Raw genomic sequence first — 23,290 nt, 5'->3', positions numbered from 1 at the left:
CAGTTGCATAGCAACGGGATTCGATCTATGTTTTAATTATATTCTATTTTAATTATGACTTCATCAGATCTGGACGGTCTGGATTTAATGGTGTAAGTTTTGCCATTTCTTTTAAACCGATATTCATGTTTTTCTAAAAATCTTTTTTGATCTACATTCTTCTCAATAAGTTTTGTTAAAGAGTCGTTTTCATTGTCTGAAATTAGTTTTCCCGATTTTAAATCGTACTCAGAAACGTTCTTCCAATAAACAGTCTTAACCAATACCTTTGAATTGATTGTGTCAAGGCAATGACCTCCATAAGGATGATTGAACTTGGCTTTCCAAATAACTTTTCCTTGCTTATTAAAAGTAGAAATGTTGCCCAGGTACGAGCAATAAACCACCCTATCATTTATAAATGATGCTGATTGGGTTGCAAAAGCGTCAATGCTACCACGCCATTCAACGAGTCCATTCTTTGGGTTTAAGCAATAAAGAAAATTGTCGCCTCCAATGTTAATTGTGTTGCAATATATTCTATCCTGATAGATAGTTGCATGCTGCAATCCTCTTTGATCAAACTTGTCTAGCCAAAAGTCTCCTGGGTTTAAGAGGGGGTATGGAACTGAAGGGTCAAAAACAAAGGTTGAGTTGTTCTCTTGACACGAAGTCAAGACAATTAAAATTAATATACTGAAGAATCGCCTCATTAATTACTGCTCATTTATTTGATATCCCATGTAAAGTAGTGAAATTTGAAATGTTTTTACTTTCTAAGCATTTCTAGACTCTCAAAAAATCATCTAATTTTAGGGCTGTGAAATAGTGTCTAAGAATTATTCAATTTAGCTAAAATAGATGTAAATCAATTATCTGCAAAGCTAAAAATTATATGCTCACCAACTGCGAACTGAGAAAATGTGTGAGAACTGGCAGCTGCGAAGCAGCGAGTTCGATCTATGTTTTAACACAAGCGCAGCGCAGCATTTTCGATTACGCAGATGAGCTGAGAAGTGGAGCCTGACTAGATTTATCCAGGATGAAGCGCAGCGCTTAATATCCTTATACCTCCTCCATTCTTTCCAACCTATTTTCTAATCCGTTCTGTTTTGTTAGTTTTGAGCTTTAAATAAAGAATAAGATGAATCATTGGTTAGTAAAATCAGAGCCTTTTAAGTACAGTTGGGAAAAATTTAATCAGGATGGCCGTACCTTTTGGGATGGTGTTCGTAATTACCAGGCCAGAAATAACCTAAAAGCCATGAAAGAAGGCGATCTGGTGCTTTTTTATCATAGTAACGAAGGTAAAAATGTAGTGGGCATTGCAAAAGTAGTAAGGGAGTTTTACCAGGATCCAACTACCGATGATGCTAACTGGGTAGTGGTTGATTTATCGCCTGTAGAAAGCCTGAAAAATCCGGTTTCTTTAGAGCAGATCAAAGCTGAGCCAAGTTTGGTTGATATTTCATTGGTTAGACAAGGACGTTTATCGGTAATGCCGCTTAAAGCTGCTGAGTTTGATAAGATTTTGGAAATGGGAAGCTGATCAGTTTTCAGTTAGCAGTTTTCAGTTGACAATTTAATTATAACGCCCTCAATATGAAGTTTAAAATAATCGCCACTATAATTTTTCTGGTTACCTGCCTGTTTGTAAGCGAAAGCAGATCGCAGGAATATATCAATTATCAGGTAAAGGTAAGAACCGATTCTTTAGGTACGCATAAAGGTGTTCTGGAACAAATTAACCCTGAAGGACTTACGGTTAACCATCATGGAAAATCTGTGGTGATCAAGGCGCAAAACATCGTGAGTATTCGTTTGAAGAAAAATAGTTTTACAACCGCGCAGGGTTTATTGTACGGAACCATTTGCGGGGCAGCTATTGGTTCTGCAGCATTTTTGAGCGACCTTCATGATGATTCGCAGTTGACTATTTTAGCGAGTATAACATCTGCTGGGGTTATAGCTGGTGTAGGTTATGGATTAGCTTGTGAGGTTTTGGCCAATAAAATGATGCTCAGAATCAATAAAGACACAAAGCTTTTTGCGTCCGAGTATCAGAAACTTCAAAAATATTCAAAAGCTTATTATACTGATAAACCTTAGCGTCTGTATAATTCTTCCCCGATTTATCCGAGGGGTATTCTATTTGTCCTAGCATTTCGATTCCCCGGCATTAACAGATTACAATAAAAAGAATCGTCATTGCGAGGAGGAACGAGAGCCTGCCCCGACTTTTTCGGGGAAGCAATCTTAATGCGGTCGCTACTAGCGATAGTTGTAAGATTGCTTCGTCGGCTGAAAAAGCCTTCTCGCAATGACGATTCCTCTCAAAAATCACTGCAATAAAAATCATCTGTTATTTGTATTGATTTTTAAGCCCTCACCGTGACAGAAATGTTAAATATTAAAATATTGCATTAAATTTAAACTGTCTCTTAATACTTCAATATGAAAACCATCTATTTTACGCTCCTCTTTTTCCTCTCCCTTACGTTAGCAAAGGCTCAAAGTATAAAACCCTACATCGCCATTCTTAAAACCGAAAATGGCAAATACAAAGGGATTTTGTATAAAGTAGACTCGGTAAATGCTATTTTAAATCATGATGGCGAATTTATTAAGGTTCCGATAAATGAAATTAAAACAGCACAGATAAGAACGATTAAAAAAGGCTATAAAGGAACGAATTTTATTAAAGTAGGAGATGATAATCCAGATGAATATAAAATAAATGCCCATGGTAAAAGCGTAGATAAATGGGGACATGAAGCGCCAGATTTAGAAGGGTATGCTTCTGCCACTGTATTTTCTGTTGTTTTTACAGCACTTGCAAATGCTGTTGCACTACCCATTCATGCCATTAATCCGAATCTTGCACGTTTTAACTTGAATAAGATAGATGAAAATAAGTTAAACGAACTCAGTTATTATTCCATCTACTATCAGGCCAACCCAAATGTTCTGGCCGAACTGCACCAACTAAAAACCATTTCATCTTCATTTAAACCTTAGGCGTTTGGTGTAGGGCGTATTGCGCTGGGCGTTTGGAGGATTAACCAGTTTATACAATTAACCAAATAAACTAATGCCCAATGAACTAATGCCCTGGCCTCAATTAACCGGTTAAACAGTTTGTACAATTAACCAAATAAACTAATGACCAATAAACTAATGACCAATGAACCAATAATTAATGAACCACAATATTTCTCTTGCTCAAGGTAATTCCCAACGTCATTACTATACTCGATCCCAATACCACCAGGAACAAAAATGGAGTGCCTACCTCAGGTATTTTTAAAGAAGCTGGCAGGTTGAAATAAAGCAAAATACTAATTAAGCCCCGGGGTGCAATGTATAAAATTGGACTAAGGTTTTCTTTTTTGAATATTTTGAGAAATACTACTCTGATGAGGTATATCGATATCAAAATGAAAAAACCATTGGCTAATATAATTTTGTTGTTCAAGTCGCCAATATTCATGGTAAAGCCAAAAATAACAAAGAAAAAAGTACGCAGAATAAAAGCACTTTCAGCCGATAATTGGTAGAGTTGGGATAAATCGGCTGTTAAATTTTTATATAAAAAGACACTTCTAAACCAGGCATTCTCAATGGTGTCGGCATTGTTGAGGAAAAGGCCTGTGCTTAAAATCAACACCAGTGAGGATAGGTGGTAAGACTGACCAATGGCATAAACCAGTATCAGTATGGCTATAATTAAAAAGAATTTAATGTGATGCACCAATTTTCCCATTACGTACAGCAAAACGACACAGGCAATGGCCGAAAGTAAAAGGATCAGGAATGTACTTAAACCTAAGCCAATAAAAGCAGATGTATTTATCGAATGGTTGGTAATGGCAAAATTGAAGATGATAATTCCTAAAATATCAGAGAAAGAAGATTCATAAATTACAAATTCTTTGTCGGTATTGTTTAATGCCGCTGCGGAAGGGATGGCAATAGCAGAGCTGATTACACTGAAAGGAATGGCATTTGCAATACAGGTATATAAATTGTGGTGGGTGATCTGGTAAATAATGCTTGTGATTACGACGATGGTGCCCAATAAAATGCTTAAGGCAGAGAAAAAGGCACTGCGAATTACCTTGTTTTTATGCCGGTCGTATTTAAGTTCGAGAGAGCCTTCAAAAACAATTAAAATTAAGCCTACCGTACCCAATGTTGGCAGGATAGAAAGGAAATTGAAGGTATGTATCTTCAGGTTATCTACCAGCAAACGTAAACCAATGCCTAAAAGAAGTAGCAATAAAACCGATGGTACTTTGGTTTTACTCGCCACTAAATCAAACAGATAAGAGAAAATTACTAATCCGCTTAAAACAATAAGAATGGTATAAGTTGTCATATTTTTCAGCGTAGGGTAAACCGCTAAAATAAAACAATCGTGCTAAGCAGAAAGAGATTTAATGTAAAAATTATGCTTTAAAGAAAAGTGCCTTTAGTTCGCTGGCATCATCCGGACTCATTTTTCCACCTAAAACCAAACGCAATTGTCTGCGGCGTAAAGCACCATCAAACAAATCCACTTCTTCAGGCGTTTCGGGAAAAAGTTCTGGTACCGGAATGGTACGGGCACTCTGATCAACCGCAACAAAGGTATAATAAGCCTCGTTACTTTTTTGGCGTGCACCACTTGGAATGTTTTCTGCCCAAACATCTAAACGAACTTCTACTGAAGTATTAAAAGCCCTGGTCACTTTGGCCTCAATGGTAATAACATCGCCTAATTTAATGGGATGTTTAAAAGAAACGTTATCAACCGAAGCGGTTACCACGATACGGTTACAGTGTTTTTGAGCCGAAATTGCCGCTGCAATATCCATCCAATGAAGCAAACGCCCACCCATTAGGTTATTTAATGTATTGGTATCATTTGGTAATACCAATTCATTCATGATGGTAAAACTTTCTCTGGCAAATTTCTTTTTTAAACTCATTTAAGCGCAAAAGTAAGTAAAATGTGGTTAAAATGGTATTGTAAATGGATTCTAGCGGATTAAAATGATGTTTTTCTGCGGTGATCTGCGCAATTAGCGGGAAAAGCATGTGCAAGATTGTTCCCGTAGATTCAACAGATTTTCGCAGATTTATTATTTTAGTTTTCTGCGGGTATCAGCGAAATCAGTGGGAAACGAGCATGCAAGGTTTTTCCTGTAAATCCAAAAAAACAATTCGTAAAAAATCATGTTATCCTTAAAAAAAATCGAATTAATGCAAAATCAGACCCTGATCCAATTTTTTCATTGGTATTATAACGAAGAACAAAATTTGTGGACTAAAGTAGCTGCCGAAGCCAGTCATCTAAAAGAAATTGGGATAACGTCTGTGTGGTTACCTCCGGCATATAAATCGAACAATGCGGCTTATGACGTTGGTTATGCGGTTTATGACCTATTCGATTTGGGCGAGTTCGATCAGAAAGGAAGTATAAATACCAAACATGGTTCGAAAGATGAGTATATCAAAGCTATTGAAGCACTTCACGATAATGGGATTGGTGCTTTAGCCGATGCGGTTTTTAACCACAAAGCAGGTGGCGATGAACTCGAAAAAATAGCGGTTAGAACTGTAAATCCAGAAGATAGAAACGAATTTACCAGCGATGTTTTTGAAATAGAAGCCTGGACGAAGTTTACTTTCCCTGGGCGGCAGGGAAAATATTCTGAATTTATATGGAATCATGAGTGCTTTAGTGGGGTAGATTGGGCTGAAGACCTCAAAAAAACTGCTATTTATTCGATTCAGAATTATTTAGGAGAAGGTTTTGAAGAGGTTCCATCTACTGAATTTGGTAATTATGATTATCTGATGTTCAACGATATTGATTACCGCAACAGGGCTGTAATTGAAGAGTTAAAATACTGGGGCGAATGGATAGTCGAAACCACCAAAGTAGACGGTTTTCGATTAGATGCAGTTAAACACATCAATCCGGATTTTATTGTAGAGTGGATCGATCACCTAAATCAAAAATTTAACCGCGAATTTTTTATCGTGGCCGAAGATTGGAATGTGGTGGATAGAGAGGGGCAGTTGAAATATATTGAGACTACTGGCGGCAGGACGCAAATATTCGATTCGCTTTTGCACCATAATTTTTTCCTGGCCAGTAAGGATGAAACATTTGATATGCGGACGATTTTTGATGGAACCCTGGTTCAGGTGAAGCCAGATTTGGCCGTAACATTTGTTGATAATCATGATTCGCAACCTTTGCAGGCACTGGAATCTTATGTAGATTTTTGGTTCAGACCTTTAGCTTATGCCATGATCCTGTTGCGTGTACAGGGTATTCCGTGTTTGTTCTTTCCTGATCTGTATGGCGGAATTTATGATGATAAAGACAAAGAAGGCGATGAGGTACATGTGGAGTTGGTCGCAATTCCTGTAGTAGAAACCATGAGTAAAATCCGTACAACCTTAGCCTACGGTGAGCAGCGCGATTATTTTGATCATGCCATTTGCGTAGGGTGGACACGTGCAGGTGATGAGGAACATGAAAATAGTGGCCTGGCTGTATTGCTGAGCACAGGAGAAGAAGGCTTTAAAGAAATGGAAATTGGTAAACATTTTGCCGGAAAGACGTTTGTTGATGCGTTAGGCTATAGGGAGCAGGAAGTAACCATTGATGAAAATGGCTGGGCGGAGTTTCACTGCAATGCCGGAAGTGTATCGGTGTGGGTGTTGAAAGTGGGGTAGGTAGCTCGTCATTTCCTTTGCAGTACCCTCGATAAATCGTCATTGCGAGAAGGCTTTTTCAGCCGACGAAGCAATCTTTATAGTAAGGATCACTAGTATGAAAGATTGCTTCGTCGTTCCTTCTCGCAATGACGATTTTTTATTATCTACAAAAAGTTATCCTCCGCTCTATAAGCCGAAATAACAGCCAGTTCGCCTTCCTTTCCACCTTTTGAATTGCCATGCTCCATACCCATAACCCCTTTATAACCTTTTTTATGCAGGTGTTTGAATAGATTTTTATAATTGATTTCTCCGGTTGTAGGTTCTTTTCGGCCCGGATTATCACCAATCTGGATGTAAGCAATTTCATCCCAGCAACGGTCGATGGTTTTAATTAAATCGCCTTCTGTACGTTGCATGTGGTAAATATCGTACAGGATTTTACACGAAGGACTTTTTACTGCTTTACAAACTGCGTAGGTTTCATTTGTTTTTTGAAGGAAAAGCTCTGGGGTATCGCTCAAAGTTTCCAAAACCATAATCAAACCGTGGGGTTCAAAAATCTCTGCTCCGGCACGCATGGCATCAATTACATTGGCAAATTGATTGCCATAAGGTAAATTACGTTCATAAAAACCAGGCACTACGGTAAGCCATTTGGCGTTACAGCGTTTTGCCGCTTCCACCGATTTTTTGCAGGTTTCTACAAATTTGTCTTTAAATTCCTTTTTGCCAGTGGTTAAAGAGGTTTTCCAGTTATCGCCACCATCTACTACAAAAACACCCATGCGCATGCCCAGTTTAGCGAGTAGGTTTCCAATTTTTTCCTGCTCTTCTATAGAGCGGTTTAGGTAGCCATTATCTTCGATAGATCGGAAACCTTTATCGTACATAAATTGGATCTGATCTAAAAAACTCTTGCCTGCATGATTTTCGAACATGCCCTGGTGTGGTGCATAATCCATATTAAAAACCTGATCACTTAATGCTGCATTTGGTTTTTCGGCTGCAAAAGTATTGGTAATTCCGGCTCCTGTAGTTATTGCACCAGCAGTTAATAAGCTGTTTCTTATAAATTCACTTCTTTTCATCGGTTTGTTTTTAAACGATAGGTATTTTGTGTAATTAATTTTTTAAAACCCGTAGTTAAGGTATCAGCTACTTTGCCATCTTTTTGGTGGTATACGAAATAAGCTTCGAGGTTTTTTCTGCATTCTACAAAGGCAATAGCATCTCTAAGGTTCATCGCCATTAAGGCATTGTCATATCCATCGGCTGTAATGGCATCATTGGCGTATACCGTTACGCTGATCATCTCATTATCTAAAGGATAACCTGTTTTAGGATCGATCAGGTGAGAAATCTTTTTCTTTCCGCTTTGGTGGAATTTCCGGTAATTACCAGAGGTGGTAATTGCCCCTGAATTTATGGCGGCGATATGCCTGATCACAGGAGTTCCATCCTTATCGGGGCCTTCAATACCGATCTTCATGGTTTCGCCATTGGGTTTAGGTCCTGAAATGCGAATTTCGCCTCCTAATTCAGCTACGTAATGCTTAATTCCTTTTTTTTCGAGATAAGCGGCAATTAAATCGACGCTATAACCTTGGGCAATTCCGTTTAAATCGATTTGCACACAGGGTTTTAGTTTGGTCAACAAGCCATTCTTTAGTTTTAGGTTTTTCATGCCTACGCAGGCCAGTATCGATTTAATGACTGATGGACCTGGATCGACTTTTGCTTCTTTTGGCCCAAAACCCCAGGCCTGTACTAATGGGGCAACGGTAATATCGAAAACACCTTTTGTATCCTGATTGATCTCGAAACTCCTTTTGAGCACGTCATTTATCAAACGATCGGTTTTGATTTCTTTTTCTGCCGAATTAAATTGATTTATCAATGATCCCTTTTTGTAAAGCGACATCGATAAATCAATTTCGTTTAATAAACTATCTATGCCTGCCTTAGTGGCTAAACTATCAGTCGCATAGTACATTATAGCATAATCAGTTCCCTGTGCAAAACCATTAATTTTGTATTGCCTAACTTCCTTTTTGAAGGAGAAAGCGGAAATCAGTGGTAAAAGGAAAAGCAAAAACCTATAACGCATCAATTTAGTTTTAGATCACCTTTGCTTGTCCAGGCATGGCGATAGGGTACAGTCCTTTTTCATCAGGCATTAACCTTGGGTTGGCATCCCATGCAAAACGCTCTGGCATTAAACTGATATTCGAAGCCAAAGCCTCATCCCATTTAATGGTTTGACCAGAATAAGTAGCATAACGACCAATAATTGCAGAGAATGTACTTGTTGCGGCATAGTCTACATTACTAAATCTATATTCTCCCTTAGAAACAGCATCGAAAAGTTCGTCATGTTCTGTTTGGTAAGGATTTGCGTTTCCTTTGGTATTGTGGTTATATAGTTCTTTGCCACTATAATCTTTCATAATGGCCTGATTGCTGCCTGAAAGATAAATCTTGCCTTTGGTACCTTGGAAAGATTCATCCACACGGTTACTGATACCCTCGAAATGTCTGCACTGGCTATTGATTATCGCGCCATCTGCATAAGTTAATTCGATAGAGTGATTGTCGTAAATCTCTCCATAATCTTTCCCTGTTCTCCAGGCGCGGCTACCTGTTCCCTGTACCGAAACCGGATGTCCATTTTTTATCCAGTTGGCAATATCGATATTGTGTACATGTTGCTCAACGATATGATCGCCACATAACCAGTTGAAATAATACCAGTTTCTCATTTGGTATTCCATTTCGGTTTGATTTGCTTTACGCGGACGTACCCAAACGCCACCACTGTTCCAGTATACCTGGCCAGACATAATATCGCCAATGGCACCATCGTTAATGCGTTTCATCGATTCGAGATAGTTGGTCTGGTAACGGCGCTGTAAGCCTACTACAACATTTAACTTTTTCTTTTTTGCTTCTTCAGCTGCTGCCAATACCTTTCTAATGCCCGGTGCATCTACTGCAACAGGTTTTTCCATGAAAACTTGTTTGTTCTGTTTAACAGCTTCTTCGAAATGGATAGGACGGAAGCCCGGAGGGGTAGTTAATAGCACTACATCGGCTAATGGAATGGCTTTTAAATAAGCATCGAAACCTACAAACTGGCGTTCTTTTGGAACATCCATCTTTGCTGCAAATTTCGAACTTAACGATTGGTAACTGCTGTCTAAGCGATCCTGAAAAGCATCGGCCATAGCTACTAATTTAATATTGAATTTAGTGCTCAACGCCTGGAAAGCGGCTCCTGTTCCACGGTCGCCACAGCCAATTAAGGCTATTTTAATGGTGTCTGATCCTGAAGCATAGGCGCCGGCTAATGGGATACTGCTTAACATTGCTCCACCTGCGAGCATTGCAGTTGCCTTTAAAAAATCGCGGCGTTCTTGTAGATTAATTTTTGGTGTTTTCATGTTGTGGTTTGGTTGTGTTGTTTAAAAGTCTTTTATAGGTTGTTTATTGTAATAAGTGTCTATTTCTGCTTTTGATGGTGTTTTAGCTGGTCGTACCAGGCGCATCCCTACAAACGGAGCTTCAGGGAACCACCAATTGCTTTTAGGGATTTGTGGGTCTAATTGTTTCCAGGATGGATCAGACGCTAATCTAGCCGTTGAAGTTAAGTTGTTTGGTGTTTCATCATAAGAGCCACCACGAACTACATTTGGATAAAGTTTTTCGGGTATTGCCACTGGGTTTTCTGCAGTTTTATCTTTGCTTTGACTGTAAAAGTCAGCGATATATTGGTCGTAGGTCCATTCGCTAACGTTGCCGTACATATCAAATAAACCCCAGGCATTTGGTTTTTTTTGTCCTACCTGGTGTGTTTTGTTATCACTATTATCTTTATACCAGGCATAATCGCCTAACTTGGCCGCATCATTGCCAAAAGAATAATTGGTTTCCGTACCTGCTTTACAGGCGTATTCCCATTCTGCCTCTGTTGGTAAACGATAAAAAATACCTGTACGTACATATAGCCATTTACAAAATTGGATGGCATTATATTGGGTCATTGCAACCGCTGGTTGATGCTCTTTGCCCATGCCAAAAGTCATATCGAGATAGGGTTTTGTAGGCCTGGTAACGGCATCCACTTCAGCTGGAATAGCACTTACGCTGGCTTGTTTTTCATAATCGCGATAGAGGAAAGGCTCAAAAATATCCCAGGTAACTTCATGTTTTCCAATCCAGAAGGCATCGAGTTTAACCTCGTGAACGGGTTGCTCATCTGGTTTCCCAGTTTTACTTCCCATCTTAAATTTGCCTGCTGGTATAGCCTGCATATCGAATTTTAATTTTGTTCCATTAATGGATTGGGTGTACGAATCACTAGAAGTTTGTGCTGAAATCTGTGCACAAGGATAGGCTATTAATGCTACGGCAATTAACTTTTTAAACATAATTTTTGGTTAGATACACTTATTTTCTAGGTGTTTATCTGGTTGCTTTCTGAAACGCTAAAGTAAATAACCACATCTAAAACAAAGAAAATTTATGTAACAATAAAGGTAAGTATTGTAATATTAAAAGTCAAGTCGACAATTAATACTAAGCTTCGGTTCAGGTGGTTATCTTCTGTCTGAAACCTTATTGCTTAAATTGGTGTAACCAACGAGGGTATCCCAACGAGCGCCTGGGCGCCTGTAATAAACGAAAATCTGATAGCTGTTTTCGGTCTGGAAGAATGCACCCTCAAAAGGCTTGGTTTCCATTACCTTGGTATCTTTATTAAACCAGGCAAATTCATAATCGTAGAGGCCTTGTTTAAGTATCACATTGCCATAAAACTGTTTCCTGTTGACATCATAGAGCAGTTTATTTTCGTTGCTCATGGTATAATTGTTAAATCTGCCAATAACATAAGCATCGCCATTCGGGCTGGGTGCCGGGGCATTTAAGGTAAATAAAACACTCATGTACTCTGCTTCTGTTTTGTCGTCCCGCCCATCGGTATTGCGGATAAAAAAGTTTCCGTTTTCATCGTACTGGTTGGCAAACGCACCGACTGTTCTGGTTGCATCCTGAAAAAGCATCACGTTTACGGATTGATTATCGCGGTAAATATCTTTAACATTATCAGCCTTGTACCTTAAACTCCTGGTATCAAATTTCCTGAATTCATTATCTCCCCAAAAATCATTAGTGTTGAGGTCGTTATAAACCAATTGGTTTGGCCTTACAAAGGAGGGCTTGGTATTAACCTGAATAGTATTGGCATTAAAGTTTTGCATCACCACAGCTTTTACATCCTGGTAGGGGTTTGGGATAGGGAAGGCATGATTAATGGTAAAGTTGATTTTTTGTTTATAATTCCTGTTTTCAACCTGCATGGAATTGGTTACTTCTGCTGCTACAGCAACCTGACTATCGAGTATGTAGAAGCGTTGTGAAATAACAGGTTTGTTTTTGTCTCCATCTAAATAGGCTTTTAACACATAATTGCCCCCAATTTTGGGTTGGATCTGGGAATTGGGTAAGCTGATTTCGTAATGTGTATATTTTCGGGTGGTATTAGAAGAATAACGATAATTAATGATGCGGTCATCATTAAAACTTCCTAAATAATCGATGCTCGAAATTTTCGAAGTCTCCCATTCTGCGGTACAGTGCTCAATGGTATACCAATAATTTTGGGTGCCCGCCAGTAGATCATCGAACGAAAAAGTTATCGTTTCTGACGAATTGAGCATAATTACAGGTAAACTCTGCTCTTTATTGCTGTTATAACAAAGTACAGTTTTAATATTTGGAAGATAAATTTTATTCTCGTTGGTAAACGTTTTGTCGTTTTGCGCAAAGGCCAGGGTAGAGATGAAAAATAAAATCGGGAATAGTATTTTCTGCATGGTTAAAAGTAAAGTTTTATTGGGAAGTGGCAAAATCACATCTTTAAGTTTGGCCACGGAGGCACGGATTGACACGGAAGATTCCCAGCGTGCCGTCATCCCGACCGTAGTGGAGGGATCTATCTAGGAAGGAAGTAATTGCTAATGATACAATGATTTTTTTTTGTTTACAGCAACCTTGAATACGCTGTCATTCTGAGGGATAATTTATTGTATAAATCAATATTAGTGACGAATAATTGATTCTTTTGCGATACTCCACGGTCTTGCTTCGGCTCGCCGCCGCCGAAGGGCTCTTTCTTTTTGGCATCAAAAAGAAACAAAAAATGCCGGCTGAAAATTTTTCTTTTGAAGCCAGTTGTGCGGCAAGAACAGTGTAGCCCGAAAAATTTGTTAGGCCGGATTAAAGTAGAACGGGGATACCGTGCTATGGCCTAGCTGGATGGAAATGCGAAACAGATAGATTCTAATTAATAACGATTTGTGAAATAACGTCAATGGTAGAGGTTAGAATTTTTCAAATACAATGGAGGGTTGATGACAGATTCGTAACTGATATATGTAAAATTCTTATTATCAGATAAATGAAGTGTCTGTCATTGATAGATACGAAGCATCTACAGTCAATGAAACAGATGCTTCCGCGCCTCAGCATGATATAACCCAGATATTAATCCGTGTTCCGTGGTAAAAAATATTCATGACGCAAAAAAGCCGTTCCGATTTTAATCGGGACGGCCATTATATCTAAATAAATTCTCATTACACTAACCTTCCAGCTCCATAATTTCAGCAGCTAAACTTTCCCATTTATTTTGGATATTGTCTAACTCCTGTTTAGTCGCTAAATAACGTTTGTTGGCTTCTGCTAATTTATCGGCTTTGGCGTAAACATTTTCATCTGCCAATTCTGCTTCAATGTTTTTAACGTTTTGCTCCAGTTCGGTAATTAACTTTTCTGTTTTTTGCAGTTCGTCGTTCAGCTTTTTTAATTGGTTAGCTGTATTTGGTGTAATCGGTTTTGGCTGTTCCTTTTGTTTTTCTGGCATTTTAACCGGGATAGGTTTGGCCACCGGAATGATCCTTTTGCTATTCCATTCTTCATATTCGGCATAAGTACCAGGGTATTGTTTAATTTTTTCACCTTCGATAAACCAGATTTTGTTGGCTACGTTATCTAAGAAATACCTGTCGTGAGATACGGCAATAAAAGTACCTTCAAACTGATCTAAAGCCTGGATTAGGATGTTAACCGATTGGATATCCAAGTGGTTGGTAGGCTCATCCAGAATCAGGAAATTCGAATCTGTAGTTAAAGATTTTGCCAATGCTACACGCGATTTTTCCCCTCCAGAAAGCACTTTGATCTTTTTGAAAACATCATCACCGGTAAACAAGAAACAACCTAAAATGCTTCGCAATTCGGTGTCAGAATGTTTTGGGGCAAATGCTTGCAGTTCTTCTAAAATCGAATTGTTTAAGTGCAGCGATTCTAATTGGTGCTGTGCAAAGAAGGTGGTGGTAACATTATGACCGGTCTCGCAAAAACCATCAAATTTTTCAGCACCTGCAATCATTCTCAATAAAGTAGATTTACCCTTACCGTTTGCACCGATCAACGCAATTTTATCGCCTTTTTCAATCACACCTTCAGCATCATCTAAAATATGCACATTAGGATAGCTCTTATTGGCATGCTCTATGCGCACCACGTGCCGGCCAGATGGTTTAGAGAATTTAAACGCAAAGTTTACCGTTGGGTTATCATCATCTACATCATCAACACGCTCCATTTTATCTAAAGCCTTCATCCGCGATTGTGCCATTTTAGCTTTACTCGCTTTCGCCTTAAAACGCTCAATTAAACGCTCTTCCTGCTTAATTTTAGCCTGTTGGTTTTTAAATTCGCCTTTTTGTATTTCGCCACGTAAAGCTTTTTCTTCAACATAGAAGCTATAATTACCAGCGTATACGTTTAGTTTTCCTTTACGTGATTCTACGGTACGGTTTACAATTTTATCTAAGAAATACCTATCGTGAGATACAATTACAATGGCACCTTCAAAACCCATTAAATAGTTTTCCAACCATTTAATAGATGGTAAATCCATGTGGTTGGTTGGCTCATCCAGTAGTAAGATATCGGGTGTTTGCAATAATATTTTCGCCAGCATTACACGCATACGCCAACCTCCAGAGAAGGTATTTAGCGGACGCAATTGATCTGCAGTACTGAAACCCAAACCAGCCAAAATTTCGTTTGCCCTATATTCGATGTTATAACCGTCTAAAGCTTCAAACTCTTGCTGTTTATCGCTTAATTTAAATAAAACCTCTTCGCTATAATCAGTTTCGATTTTTTTTAGCAGTTCTTCAATCTCATCGTGCAATTGGTTTTGGCGCTCAAATGCCTCCATGGCTACATGCAAAATGCTATGGTGCGAATCGTAAGAAAGTAAATCCTGGTTTAAGTAGCCAATTTTCAGGTCTTTAGACATGGAAACAGTACCCGAACTCGGTGCATATTCGCCTACAATTATTTTTAAAAGTGTTGATTTTCCTGTTCCGTTCGCGCCGATTAAACCAGCTCTGTCGCCAGGTTTAATGTGCCAGTTCGCGTCATCGTACAAGGCCCTTGAGCCAATTAGGAAGGTTAAATTATTTATTGAAATCATTTCGGCTGCAAAAGTACGAAATTTAAAGGCTTTTTTCAGATGGAAAGTCAAATAGGATAAGCCAACAACATTAATGGGTGCTTAAGTAAAGCAATACTTGCTAATTAGTATCACAGTAACATTAAAAATCAATTTTTGTAAAAACAAAAGCTTTTAAGTGCCTGTTTAATAATTATTACTGTTTTAAATTGATACTCGATATAACGCTTATCTGCTCAATATCCTAAAATTTTAATTGATCTATAAAACAGTAAGGCATTACAATTGTCAGTGCAGGGTTAAATGATGTTAAATTTTTATGAAGTATAAAAATTATCATACCTTTGTTCTGTAATAAAAATAGTTACAGTATGAATAGCAGTCATTTTTCTATATCGCTTCACATCCTTACACTCCTCGATCAGGTGAAGGGGCAGCTATTGAATTCTGAATACATTGCTGGTAGTATTAACTGTAATCCTGTTCTGGTGAGAAAGGAGTTGGCCAATTTGCATAAATATGGTTTTGTGCAGAGCAAGGAAGGAAAGGGTGGGGGTTCTACCTTGGCGAAAAATCCTGCAGATATTAATCTGGGCGATGTGTATAGGGCGGTTAAACAAAAAAGCCTGTTGGGCGAAAGCAAAAATGAACCCAATCCCGATTGTCCGGTAGGGAAACAGATTACTAAACACCTGACCGATTTATATGATGAAGCCGAAACCGCTTTAGTTAAAAGTTTATCATCTAAAACATTAAAAGATTTTAGTGCAGGTTTTAAATAAAAAATTTTGAATATAACTGTAACAAAAAATATTACAATTTAAATAGATTAATAAATTTTAAAAATTAAATAACATGAAAGTAGCATTAATTGGAGCCTCTGGGTTTGTAGGCAAAGCCATTTTGAACGAATTAGTAAGTCGTGGAAATGAAGTGATGGCCATTGCACGCGATACCGCTAAAATTGAAAATAACAATGATCATGTGAGTAAAATTGCTATTGATGTTTTGGACACTGAAATATTAGCAGCAGCTTTAAAAGGTGCCGACGCCGTGGTAAGTGCTTTTAACGCCGGCTGGACCAATCCAAATTTATATAACGATACCGTACAGGGAGCGGAAGCTATTCAAACTGCTGTAAAAGCATCGGGTGTTAAACGTTACATTTTTATCGGTGGAGCGGGTACTTTGCAGATTGATGGTCACCAAATCGTAGATGGGCCGAACTTTCCTGCCGAATACAAGCCAGGCGCAACAGCAGTAAGAGATTATTTTAATACGTTAAAGCAGGAGAAGGAATTGGATTGGTTGTTTTTTAGTCCAGCTATTGAGATGCATCAGGGCATCACTACTGGCCGCACCGGAAAATACCGTTTGGGTAAAACAAGTCCTGTTTTTAATGAAGAAGGCCGTTCTATCTTATCAGTAGAAGATTTGGCGATCGTTATTGCTGATGAACTGGAGAATAACGCACATCACCAGGAGCAGTTTACAGCGGCATACTAAATGATGGAAGATGGGAGAGGGAAAATGGATGAGAGGGCATAATTGGATGATTCTTGGTCGATAGTCTGGTGGAGTATGGTCTTTGGTCATTAGTTCACTGGGAACTGAAAATTGATAACTGAAGACTGTCTCATTTTCCTTTTTCCCATTAAGTTCTTATCTTCGTGCCATGTATCGCCTAATTAAACCAATATTCTTCAAATTTGACCCTGAAAACGTACATTATTTTGTAGTTAAGCGGTTAAAATGGTTTAATGATAAATTTCCACTTGGTAAAACCATTATCCGTAGCAGTTTTGATGTGCATATTAAAGGTTTAGAACGCGAGGTTTTCGGCATAAAATTCAGAAATCCTGTTGGTTTGGCCGCTGGGTTTGATAAAAACGGTGAATATGTGGAGCCGCTTAGCAATTTAGGTTTCGGATTTATCGAGGTGGGTACGGTAACACCAATGCCTCAGCCTGGAAATGATAAACCCCGGATGTTTCGCTTACCTAATGATGAAGCCCTAATTAACCGTATGGGCTTTAACAATAAAGGTGTAGATGTAATGGCCGAGCGTTTGCGCTTGCTAAAAGATAAACATCCCGATATTGTGGTAGGTGGAAACATCGGTAAAAACAAGGCTACCCCAAATGAAGATGCAGTAAGCGATTACATTAAATGTTTCGACCGCTTATTTGATGTGGTCGATTATTTTGTGGTGAATGTAAGTTCGCCCAACACCCCGGGTTTACGCGAACTACAGGAAAAAGAACCGCTAAAAAAAATCCTCAATACTTTACAGCAACGCAACCGTAAAAACGATATTTCGCGTCCGATTTTATTAAAAATTGCACCTGATTTAACTGATGCGCAATTGGATGATATCATCGAAATTGTTGCAGAAACCAAAATTGCAGGCATTATTGCAACCAATACAACCATTAGTAGAGAAAATTTAGCTACAGAAAAAGACCTGACGACCCAAACCGGTGGTTTGAGCGGTAAACCTGTTAAAGAACGCGCTACGGAAGTAATCCGTTATCTTTCAGAGAAATCGAACAAAGCATTTCCTATTATCGGTGTAGGCGGAATACACTCAGCAAAAGATGCTAAAGAGAAATTAGATGCTGGTGCATCTTTGGTTCAACTGTATACTGGTTTTATATACGAAGGACCAGGTTTGATCAAAAATATCTGTAAAGAGTTAGTTTAAACGTAATCTATGCTTTAAACTGATTATTTGAAAGCATTGTAACCAGACTATTTTTAATTTTCAGGTTTTGGAAATGAATGTCAGCATTCCATGGGCTGTGATAGTCCCGCTATCGCTTCAAAGCCTTGGCTCGTTCCTCGCCTGCGGGTTTTACGCTACTATCGGGTTTATAATGAAAGGTTTGTGCTGGTAATATGCTTTTCAAGCCATCCTTGTAGTTAATTATTTTATAAATCAATACAATGCTTTTTTTGTATTCATTTGATTTTCAGTTGTTTAAGTGGGTTTGTTGTTGGCAGGGATCAGTTTTTAGCCAAAAACAAAGGAGTTGGATGACAGGTTTTGGCGGTTCGTCATTCCCAACTTGATTGGGAATCGTAATGCAAGCGCTTTAAGATTCCCGCCTGCGCGGGAAAGACGACCACTATATTGGAGTCTGTAATTGATAGCCTATCGAAGACCTTCACTAATCGAAAACATGTTGCGCTACGGGCTAAATAACTACTTCTGCCGGCTTACCATTTCATTAATCCAAATGGGGGCGAAGGGCGAGGTGCAACCTTTTGAAACTGGATAATCACGGTATATGCCCAGTTTTTCACCTATTTCCAAGGCCCGTTTTCTGTATTCCGGATGGTTAATTCCAATTTGAGCCAATGTCGAATTCATGGTCCATTGTACTTCAGGCGCAGTATCTGTAATTTCCGTTTCAATCCGGTCAAGAATTCCCGAGATGTCTATTCCTTCAGGCGCTCTGGTTACCCTGCCGCTAGTTAGGCTCCAGCCTGCACGGGCCAGCATAATATTTCCCGAATTCATCCACTTTTCCCTGAATTGTTCCTTATCGGGGTATTCTTTAACGATGTAATTGTAAAACCAATCAGCTGCCCAGGTAAAATTTTCTGAGGCTACCATCTGCTCTATTTGTGCTGCAGATAGTGCTTTTGGCTTCAAGATTAAGATGGCAAGTAATCTTGCATCGATATTTTCAGTTTCCCAGAGTTGAAGTGCAAGTTCATGATCTGTTTTGATCTTTTTGGCCATAGCCCTGATGTCGCCCATTTTAACGCCAAAAATGTTTTCTCTTGCGCCATTTTTAATGTGCATGGCACGGATTTTCTCTTCGCCGAGCGATTCTAGTTTTGAAAGCGTTTCTGTCAGATTCATGGTTTTACCTTTCGCTGTTTTCAAATTTAAAGATTATCCCGATTTTTCAGTCATAAAAAAAGCATCCTTTGATCAGAAGGATGCTTTAAATTCTTTAAGAAGAAATTTCTAAAAACTATTTTGCCAAAGCAGCTAAAACAGCATTGTTTTTAGCTAATTGATCGTTTTTAGGTTGTGCAGAGCGGCTTCCTAACTCAATGTTAGTTGCTCTCTTTAAAAATGCTACCTCTTGGTGAGCTGTATTTTTATTTCTTCTGTCTTTTCTTTTTAATCTGGTAACTGCCATGGTAATAACCTTTTAATTATTTTATTTGTACAAATGGAGGTCGAGAGCGGATTCGAACCGCTGTAGAAGGTTTTGCAGACCTCTGCCTAGCCACTCGGCCACTCGACCCTTAAATTCAAGGCTGCAAAAATAGCAATTATTAGTTAGCCCGCAAATAATATCTCAATTTAATTTCGAACTCGCACTAACTCAGCACAAAAGATTGCCGCACTTACGGCCACGTTTAACGATTCGGCCTCGCCAATTCTCGGAATGGTTACCGGCTTATTTATTTTTTTGATCACTTCTGCCGATATTCCCTTTCCTTCATTGCCTAAAATCACCAATCCTTCAGCTCCCCATTGCGTTTTGTAAATCGATACGCCATCTAATAATGCCCCAAATACAGGAATGGTATTTTGCTCCAATAATGCTGGTAAATCTGCTTCGTAAATATTTATCCTGGCCAGAGAGCCCATCGTAGCTTGTACGGTTTTTGGATTAAATACTTCTACACAGTCTGCAGAGCAGATGATATTTTTAAAGCCAAACCAATCTGCCGTTCTGATAATGGTGCCCATATTACCCGGATCCTGAACACCATCTAAAACCAAAGTGAACTGATTTTTTAGCGCTTTTAATGCTAATTCTTTGTTTTTGGGGATATGTACCAGCGCTAAAAAGCCTTGTGGCGTTTGCAGCGTACTAATCTTATCTAATTCAGCGTTCTTTACTTCAAATAAGTTTATATTTGCAGGCAATTTGGGTAACAAATTGTATTGTTCGCTGTTGTAAAATATAGTATGGATCTGGTAGCTTGATTGAAAAAATTCTTTTATGGATTTTATACCTTCAACAATAAATAAACCATGCTCTTTACGGTATTTTTTTTGATGTAACGACTTTATAAAACTAATCTGTGATTTTGAAAGCATACCAAAACTCAATAAATATTAAACTGAAAAGCACTGCAATATTACTATTTATTATTGTTTTAATTCAGGCCTGCTCATCAACTAAATACATTGCCGACTATCAATCGATAGTGAAAAAGGTAACTATTGATAGTGTTGATACTAAATTTGAAGAACAGGCTTACAATTATGTTCAGAAAGATATCAGGCCAGCATCGAAGTTGAGCATCAATGTGCCTTTGTACAATTTGTTTAATACAAAAGATGGTCGGTATAAAACCAGTGATATTAAGCCATTTGGTACACCGCCAGCTATTTTGGATAGTACATTGGTCGAAATTTCCAGAACACAGATACAGAAGTTTTTAAAAAGTAAGGGCTACCGCCAGGCTGAAGTAACTTCTGCCATAAAGATTGCAGATAAAAAGGCCGAAGTTGTATTCAGTGCAAAACCTGGGCCTGCTTATTTTATTGAGAAACTTTCCGATTCTATCCCAAATGCAAATATTAGAAACCTTTACGAATCGAATAAGGCTAAAATGACGCATTTGCACAAGGGAATGCAGTACGATGAAGACTCTTTAACTTATGAGAGAGAGCAGATTTATCGCATTATGAAAGAAAATGGGTACTTCTATTTCTTAAGACCTTATGTAAATTTTGATGTATATGGTGCCGAACCAAGCTCTAAAACTAACAAAATAGATTTAAATCTTAATGTAACAGATCCAGCAAATGGCCCGCATAAGCAGTTTAACATTGGTTATACGCATTTGTTAATTGCGCCAAATCCTGATGGTTTGCCTGATTCGGCAAGATATAAATTAAGCAAAGATACTTTGAATGGGATTATTTATACCGATTTCTCTAAGCGGTACAGGCGTAATCCGATCGTTCGTTACGATTTTCTGAAGCAAGGTGACCTTTATGATATCCGCAATGAAAACCTCACTTACGATCGCTTATATGAGCTAAATGTTTTCAAAAATGTAAAGATCGATTATTTCAGAAGAGATAGTACCTCTAATAAAATCAACGCTATTATTTTGCTTACCCCCCAAAAGGTAATGAGTAACCGCGTGGAGGGCGAGGTACCGTTTAATGGAGGTACAGTAGGATTTACCATCGGAAATACTTATACCAATAACAACATTTTCAGAGGAGCAGAGCGATTTGAACTTCAGGTAAAGGGTGGTTTGCAATCGCGTATCGGTAACGGGGCTAAGGTTTTTAGTGATATTTATCAGCGCGATTTTTCAATAAGTGCCAGTATTTCGGTACCAAGATTGATGATCCCTTTCTATAACCCGGTATTAGGTGGAAATGGAATGCCGCACACTACCTTTGCAACGAGTTACATTTATGCCTTACAAAAAGATGTTTCGGTAAGGAGGATTTTTATCAACTCCATTACTTATGATTGGTTTGAAACTAAATCTAAGCTGCACTCCTTTACCCCATTAAATTTTGAATACCGTTTTGGTAACCTCGATACTACAAATGTGGATGCAGTTACAAGGTTTAATAACCTTTATTATTCGTCATTGCTCGATCGTAAAGATTTAACACTGGGGATGAAATATACGTACACGCTGAATGCTGATAAGTTAAACCAGCTGAGAACTTTTGTTTATTTAAGGGCAGGAATAGATATCGCAGGCAATATGTTGCAAGGCATATCTAAACTAACCGGTGCTAAACATGATCCGGCAAACGGAGATCCGGCAAAGATATTAGGCTTGCCTTTTAATCAGTACACCAGGCCAGAGGTAGATATTAGGTGGTATAAACATTTGGGTGGCGAAAGGCAATTTATTGCACGTTTAAACACTGGAATAGCCTATGCTTATGGTAATTCAGTTTTAACTGGTATTCCTTTCGAAAAGCAATTTTTCGCTGGTGGATCAAACGGCTTGAGGGCCTGGCAGGCCAGAACGATTGGTCCTGGTAACTATAATAGACAGGTACTTGCAAGTGATGAAGTGCGAAAGGCAGTTTTTGGACTAGATCAATTGGGTACTTTACGGATTGAAACTAATTTCGAATACCGATTTACGGTTGCCCGAAAATTTTTCGGTGCAACTTTAAAAGGAGCCGCGTTTGTTGATGCCGGTAATATCTGGAATATCCGCAGGGGTGAGTCGATTACGCTAGAAGTTCCAGAACTGGATGAACTAACCGTGTTTAAGCTGAGTAAATTAGCCCAGCAAATTGCTATTGGTACTGGTGTTGGATTAAGATATGACGTGCAGTATTTTGTTTTCAGGTTTGATGTTGGACTGAAACTTAAAGACCCTCAGTTTGTAGGATCAGACCAATGGGTAATCAGCAAATTTTTATCTGGAGCCAGAGATTTTAAAAATAGTTATAACTCAACACACGGGCCTGATACCTATCGTTTTATACAATACAACTTTGGTATTGGTATGCCATTCTAATTAACCAAAAAGGCTTAATGCTTTAGGTTTTGTATCGGGATTTTTAAAAGAGAATTCTTTAAAGGGTTGCCATTTTTTATCCATGTGTTTGTAAACAGAAAAGGATGAAACCGAGAATTCGCGTTTAAATTTACGGTCTTTAAATTCGGTAGCAATCTGTTTGAAAATGGGTGGTTTTACATCTCTGAATGCCAAAGTTAAATGCGGATTAAATTTTTCTTTTTTCTCTAGCAATTTTAAAGGTTGTAATGCTTTACTTATCTGTTTTTCCAGCGTCATAAGTCCCTCATTTTGCTCAACGTCGAGATAAAAGGTATGCTCTGGAAATGAGTTGAAGTTTCTGAGTACCTGTATAAAGGGCTGACTGAAAGAAGCATCTGTTAAAGCTTTAAAAAAGCTTTTTTCTGCCTCGTATGCCGACAGCTTTACCGGAGGGTATAAGGTGATGTGTGCAGGCCGTTTTAATGATTCATGTACGTTAAATTTCTCTGAAATGTATGTTCTAATTTCATCGATGTCTTCCGTAATAGAAACAGGAGGGACTAAACACACTAAAAATAGATTTTCCATAAATCAAAT

At 38.5% G+C, this 23,290-nt stretch carries 21 protein-coding genes and 1 tRNA gene; 8 read left to right on the top strand and 14 right to left on the bottom strand.

Annotation, left to right across the window (positions count from 1 at the left end; all coding sequences use genetic code 11):
• Positions 1-32 precede the first annotated feature (32 nt).
• Positions 33-692: a hypothetical protein gene (locus EZ456_RS18750; protein ID WP_131532779.1), complete on the bottom strand. Its 660-nt coding sequence runs from the start codon at positions 690-692 to the stop codon at positions 33-35.
• Between the two features lie 431 nt (positions 693-1,123).
• Here EZ456_RS18750 and EZ456_RS18745 point away from each other — a divergent pair, with 431 nt between their 5' ends.
• From EZ456_RS18745 to EZ456_RS18735, 3 genes are all read left to right on the top strand, one after another.
• Positions 1,124-1,528: an EVE domain-containing protein gene (locus EZ456_RS18745; RefSeq protein ID WP_131532777.1), complete on the top strand. Its 405-nt coding sequence runs from the start codon at positions 1,124-1,126 to the stop codon at positions 1,526-1,528.
• 53 nt (positions 1,529-1,581) lie between these two features.
• Positions 1,582-2,088: a hypothetical protein gene (locus EZ456_RS18740; protein ID WP_131532775.1), complete on the top strand. Its 507-nt coding sequence runs from the start codon at positions 1,582-1,584 to the stop codon at positions 2,086-2,088.
• Between the two features lie 345 nt (positions 2,089-2,433).
• Positions 2,434-2,997 (top strand): hypothetical protein, encoded by a 564-nt coding sequence (locus tag EZ456_RS18735; RefSeq protein ID WP_131532773.1) that lies wholly within the window; start codon positions 2,434-2,436, stop codon positions 2,995-2,997.
• A 178-nt stretch (positions 2,998-3,175) separates the two neighbouring features.
• On the opposite strand, the gene EZ456_RS18730 is transcribed toward EZ456_RS18735, so the two are convergent.
• Positions 3,176-4,357: a cation:proton antiporter gene (locus EZ456_RS18730; protein ID WP_131532771.1), complete on the bottom strand. Its 1,182-nt coding sequence runs from the start codon at positions 4,355-4,357 to the stop codon at positions 3,176-3,178.
• Positions 4,358-4,427: 70 nt separating this feature from the next.
• The gene (locus tag EZ456_RS18725; RefSeq protein WP_131532769.1) at positions 4,428-4,949 is read right to left on the bottom strand and encodes an acyl-CoA thioesterase; all 522 of its coding nucleotides are present in this window, start codon (positions 4,947-4,949) and stop codon (positions 4,428-4,430) included.
• A gap of 274 nt (positions 4,950-5,223) precedes the next feature.
• Between EZ456_RS18725 and EZ456_RS18720 the strand changes: the two genes are divergently transcribed.
• The gene (locus EZ456_RS18720) at positions 5,224-6,711 is read left to right on the top strand and encodes an alpha-amylase (RefSeq protein ID WP_131532767.1); all 1,488 of its coding nucleotides are present in this window, start codon (positions 5,224-5,226) and stop codon (positions 6,709-6,711) included.
• A 146-nt stretch (positions 6,712-6,857) separates the two neighbouring features.
• Here the strand turns inward: EZ456_RS18720 and EZ456_RS18715 are convergent, their stop codons facing one another.
• The 6 genes from EZ456_RS18715 to EZ456_RS18690 form a co-directional block, all read right to left on the bottom strand.
• Positions 6,858-7,784 (bottom strand): hydroxypyruvate isomerase family protein, encoded by a 927-nt coding sequence (locus tag EZ456_RS18715; RefSeq protein ID WP_131532765.1) that lies wholly within the window; start codon positions 7,782-7,784, stop codon positions 6,858-6,860.
• Complete coding sequence (locus EZ456_RS18710; RefSeq protein WP_131532763.1) at positions 7,781-8,803, bottom strand: FAD:protein FMN transferase; 1,023 nt, start codon at positions 8,801-8,803, stop codon at positions 7,781-7,783. The genes EZ456_RS18715 and EZ456_RS18710 overlap by 4 nt, the downstream gene beginning before the upstream one ends.
• 10 nt (positions 8,804-8,813) lie before the next feature.
• Positions 8,814-10,136, bottom strand: a complete 1,323-nt coding sequence (locus EZ456_RS18705; protein WP_131532761.1) for a Gfo/Idh/MocA family oxidoreductase — start codon at positions 10,134-10,136, stop codon at positions 8,814-8,816.
• Positions 10,137-10,157: 21 nt separating this feature from the next.
• Positions 10,158-11,123, bottom strand: coding sequence for a formylglycine-generating enzyme family protein (locus EZ456_RS18700; protein WP_131532759.1), 966 nt, complete (start codon positions 11,121-11,123; stop codon positions 10,158-10,160).
• Between the two features lie 168 nt (positions 11,124-11,291).
• A complete protein-coding gene (locus EZ456_RS18695; protein WP_131532757.1) occupies positions 11,292-12,569 on the bottom strand; it encodes a type IX secretion system plug protein in 1,278 nt (425 codons plus the stop codon).
• A gap of 767 nt (positions 12,570-13,336) precedes the next feature.
• Positions 13,337-15,244: an ABC-F family ATP-binding cassette domain-containing protein gene (locus tag EZ456_RS18690; RefSeq protein ID WP_131532755.1), complete on the bottom strand. Its 1,908-nt coding sequence runs from the start codon at positions 15,242-15,244 to the stop codon at positions 13,337-13,339.
• Positions 15,245-15,594: 350 nt separating this feature from the next.
• Between EZ456_RS18690 and EZ456_RS18685 the strand changes: the two genes are divergently transcribed.
• The 3 genes from EZ456_RS18685 (at position 15,595) to EZ456_RS18675 (ending at position 17,927) form a co-directional block, all read left to right on the top strand.
• Entirely contained in the window at positions 15,595-16,005 is a 411-nt protein-coding gene (locus EZ456_RS18685; RefSeq protein ID WP_131532753.1) for an RrF2 family transcriptional regulator, read from the top strand.
• Positions 16,006-16,078: 73 nt separating this feature from the next.
• Positions 16,079-16,729 (top strand): NAD(P)-dependent oxidoreductase, encoded by a 651-nt coding sequence (locus tag EZ456_RS18680; protein WP_131532751.1) that lies wholly within the window; start codon positions 16,079-16,081, stop codon positions 16,727-16,729.
• Positions 16,730-16,898: 169 nt separating this feature from the next.
• Positions 16,899-17,927 (top strand): quinone-dependent dihydroorotate dehydrogenase, encoded by a 1,029-nt coding sequence (locus EZ456_RS18675; protein WP_131532749.1) that lies wholly within the window; start codon positions 16,899-16,901, stop codon positions 17,925-17,927.
• 501 nt (positions 17,928-18,428) lie between these two features.
• On the opposite strand, the gene EZ456_RS18670 is transcribed toward EZ456_RS18675, so the two are convergent.
• The 4 genes from EZ456_RS18670 to EZ456_RS18655 form a co-directional block, all read right to left on the bottom strand.
• Positions 18,429-19,118, bottom strand: a complete 690-nt coding sequence (locus tag EZ456_RS18670) for a DNA alkylation repair protein (RefSeq protein ID WP_225876572.1) — start codon at positions 19,116-19,118, stop codon at positions 18,429-18,431.
• Between the two features lie 91 nt (positions 19,119-19,209).
• Positions 19,210-19,380, bottom strand: coding sequence for a hypothetical protein (locus EZ456_RS18665; RefSeq protein ID WP_029275070.1), 171 nt, complete (start codon positions 19,378-19,380; stop codon positions 19,210-19,212).
• Between the two features lie 34 nt (positions 19,381-19,414).
• A tRNA-Cys gene (locus EZ456_RS18660) sits at positions 19,415-19,488 on the bottom strand.
• A 59-nt stretch (positions 19,489-19,547) separates the two neighbouring features.
• The gene (locus EZ456_RS18655) at positions 19,548-20,294 is read right to left on the bottom strand and encodes a TrmH family RNA methyltransferase (RefSeq protein ID WP_131532745.1); all 747 of its coding nucleotides are present in this window, start codon (positions 20,292-20,294) and stop codon (positions 19,548-19,550) included.
• Between EZ456_RS18655 and tamL the strand changes: the two genes are divergently transcribed.
• On the top strand, positions 20,285-22,711 hold the full coding sequence (gene tamL / locus EZ456_RS18650; protein WP_131532743.1) for a translocation and assembly module lipoprotein TamL: 2,427 nt from the start codon (positions 20,285-20,287) through the stop codon (positions 22,709-22,711). The two genes, EZ456_RS18655 and tamL, sit on opposite strands and share 10 nt — an antisense overlap.
• Here the strand turns inward: tamL and EZ456_RS18645 are convergent, their stop codons facing one another.
• Complete coding sequence (locus tag EZ456_RS18645; RefSeq protein ID WP_131532742.1) at positions 22,712-23,281, bottom strand: 2'-5' RNA ligase family protein; 570 nt, start codon at positions 23,279-23,281, stop codon at positions 22,712-22,714. It abuts the gene before it with no gap.
• Positions 23,282-23,290: the final 9 nt, after the last annotated feature.

It is taken from the genome of Pedobacter psychrodurus, from assembly GCF_004331735.1.
Lineage (GTDB): Bacteria > Bacteroidota > Bacteroidia > Sphingobacteriales > Sphingobacteriaceae > Pedobacter > Pedobacter psychrodurus.
This window is presented reverse-complemented; position numbering and strand designations above follow the sequence as displayed.

Coding starts and splice junctions, on each gene's coding strand:
- EZ456_RS18705 (WP_131532761.1), bottom strand. CDS start 10,136: ATGAAAACACCAAAAATTAATCTACAAGAACGCCGCGATTTTTTAAAG.
- EZ456_RS18700 (WP_131532759.1), bottom strand. CDS start 11,123: ATGTTTAAAAAGTTAATTGCCGTAGCATTAATAGCCTATCCTTGTGCA.
- EZ456_RS18655 (WP_131532745.1), bottom strand. CDS start 20,294: ATGCTTTCAAAATCACAGATTAGTTTTATAAAGTCGTTACATCAAAAA.
- EZ456_RS18720 (WP_131532767.1), top strand. CDS start 5,224: ATGCAAAATCAGACCCTGATCCAATTTTTTCATTGGTATTATAACGAA.
- EZ456_RS18710 (WP_131532763.1), bottom strand. CDS start 8,803: ATGCGTTATAGGTTTTTGCTTTTCCTTTTACCACTGATTTCCGCTTTC.
- EZ456_RS18695 (WP_131532757.1), bottom strand. CDS start 12,569: ATGCAGAAAATACTATTCCCGATTTTATTTTTCATCTCTACCCTGGCC.
- EZ456_RS18740 (WP_131532775.1), top strand. CDS start 1,582: ATGAAGTTTAAAATAATCGCCACTATAATTTTTCTGGTTACCTGCCTG.
- EZ456_RS18665 (WP_029275070.1), bottom strand. CDS start 19,380: ATGGCAGTTACCAGATTAAAAAGAAAAGACAGAAGAAATAAAAATACA.
- EZ456_RS18730 (WP_131532771.1), bottom strand. CDS start 4,357: ATGACAACTTATACCATTCTTATTGTTTTAAGCGGATTAGTAATTTTC.
- EZ456_RS18690 (WP_131532755.1), bottom strand. CDS start 15,244: ATGATTTCAATAAATAATTTAACCTTCCTAATTGGCTCAAGGGCCTTG.
- EZ456_RS18685 (WP_131532753.1), top strand. CDS start 15,595: ATGAATAGCAGTCATTTTTCTATATCGCTTCACATCCTTACACTCCTC.
- EZ456_RS18735 (WP_131532773.1), top strand. CDS start 2,434: ATGAAAACCATCTATTTTACGCTCCTCTTTTTCCTCTCCCTTACGTTA.
- EZ456_RS18715 (WP_131532765.1), bottom strand. CDS start 7,784: ATGAAAAGAAGTGAATTTATAAGAAACAGCTTATTAACTGCTGGTGCA.
- EZ456_RS18680 (WP_131532751.1), top strand. CDS start 16,079: ATGAAAGTAGCATTAATTGGAGCCTCTGGGTTTGTAGGCAAAGCCATT.
- EZ456_RS18745 (WP_131532777.1), top strand. CDS start 1,124: ATGAATCATTGGTTAGTAAAATCAGAGCCTTTTAAGTACAGTTGGGAA.
- EZ456_RS18725 (WP_131532769.1), bottom strand. CDS start 4,949: ATGAGTTTAAAAAAGAAATTTGCCAGAGAAAGTTTTACCATCATGAAT.
- EZ456_RS18675 (WP_131532749.1), top strand. CDS start 16,899: ATGTATCGCCTAATTAAACCAATATTCTTCAAATTTGACCCTGAAAAC.
- EZ456_RS18645 (WP_131532742.1), bottom strand. CDS start 23,281: ATGGAAAATCTATTTTTAGTGTGTTTAGTCCCTCCTGTTTCTATTACG.
- EZ456_RS18750 (WP_131532779.1), bottom strand. CDS start 692: ATGAGGCGATTCTTCAGTATATTAATTTTAATTGTCTTGACTTCGTGT.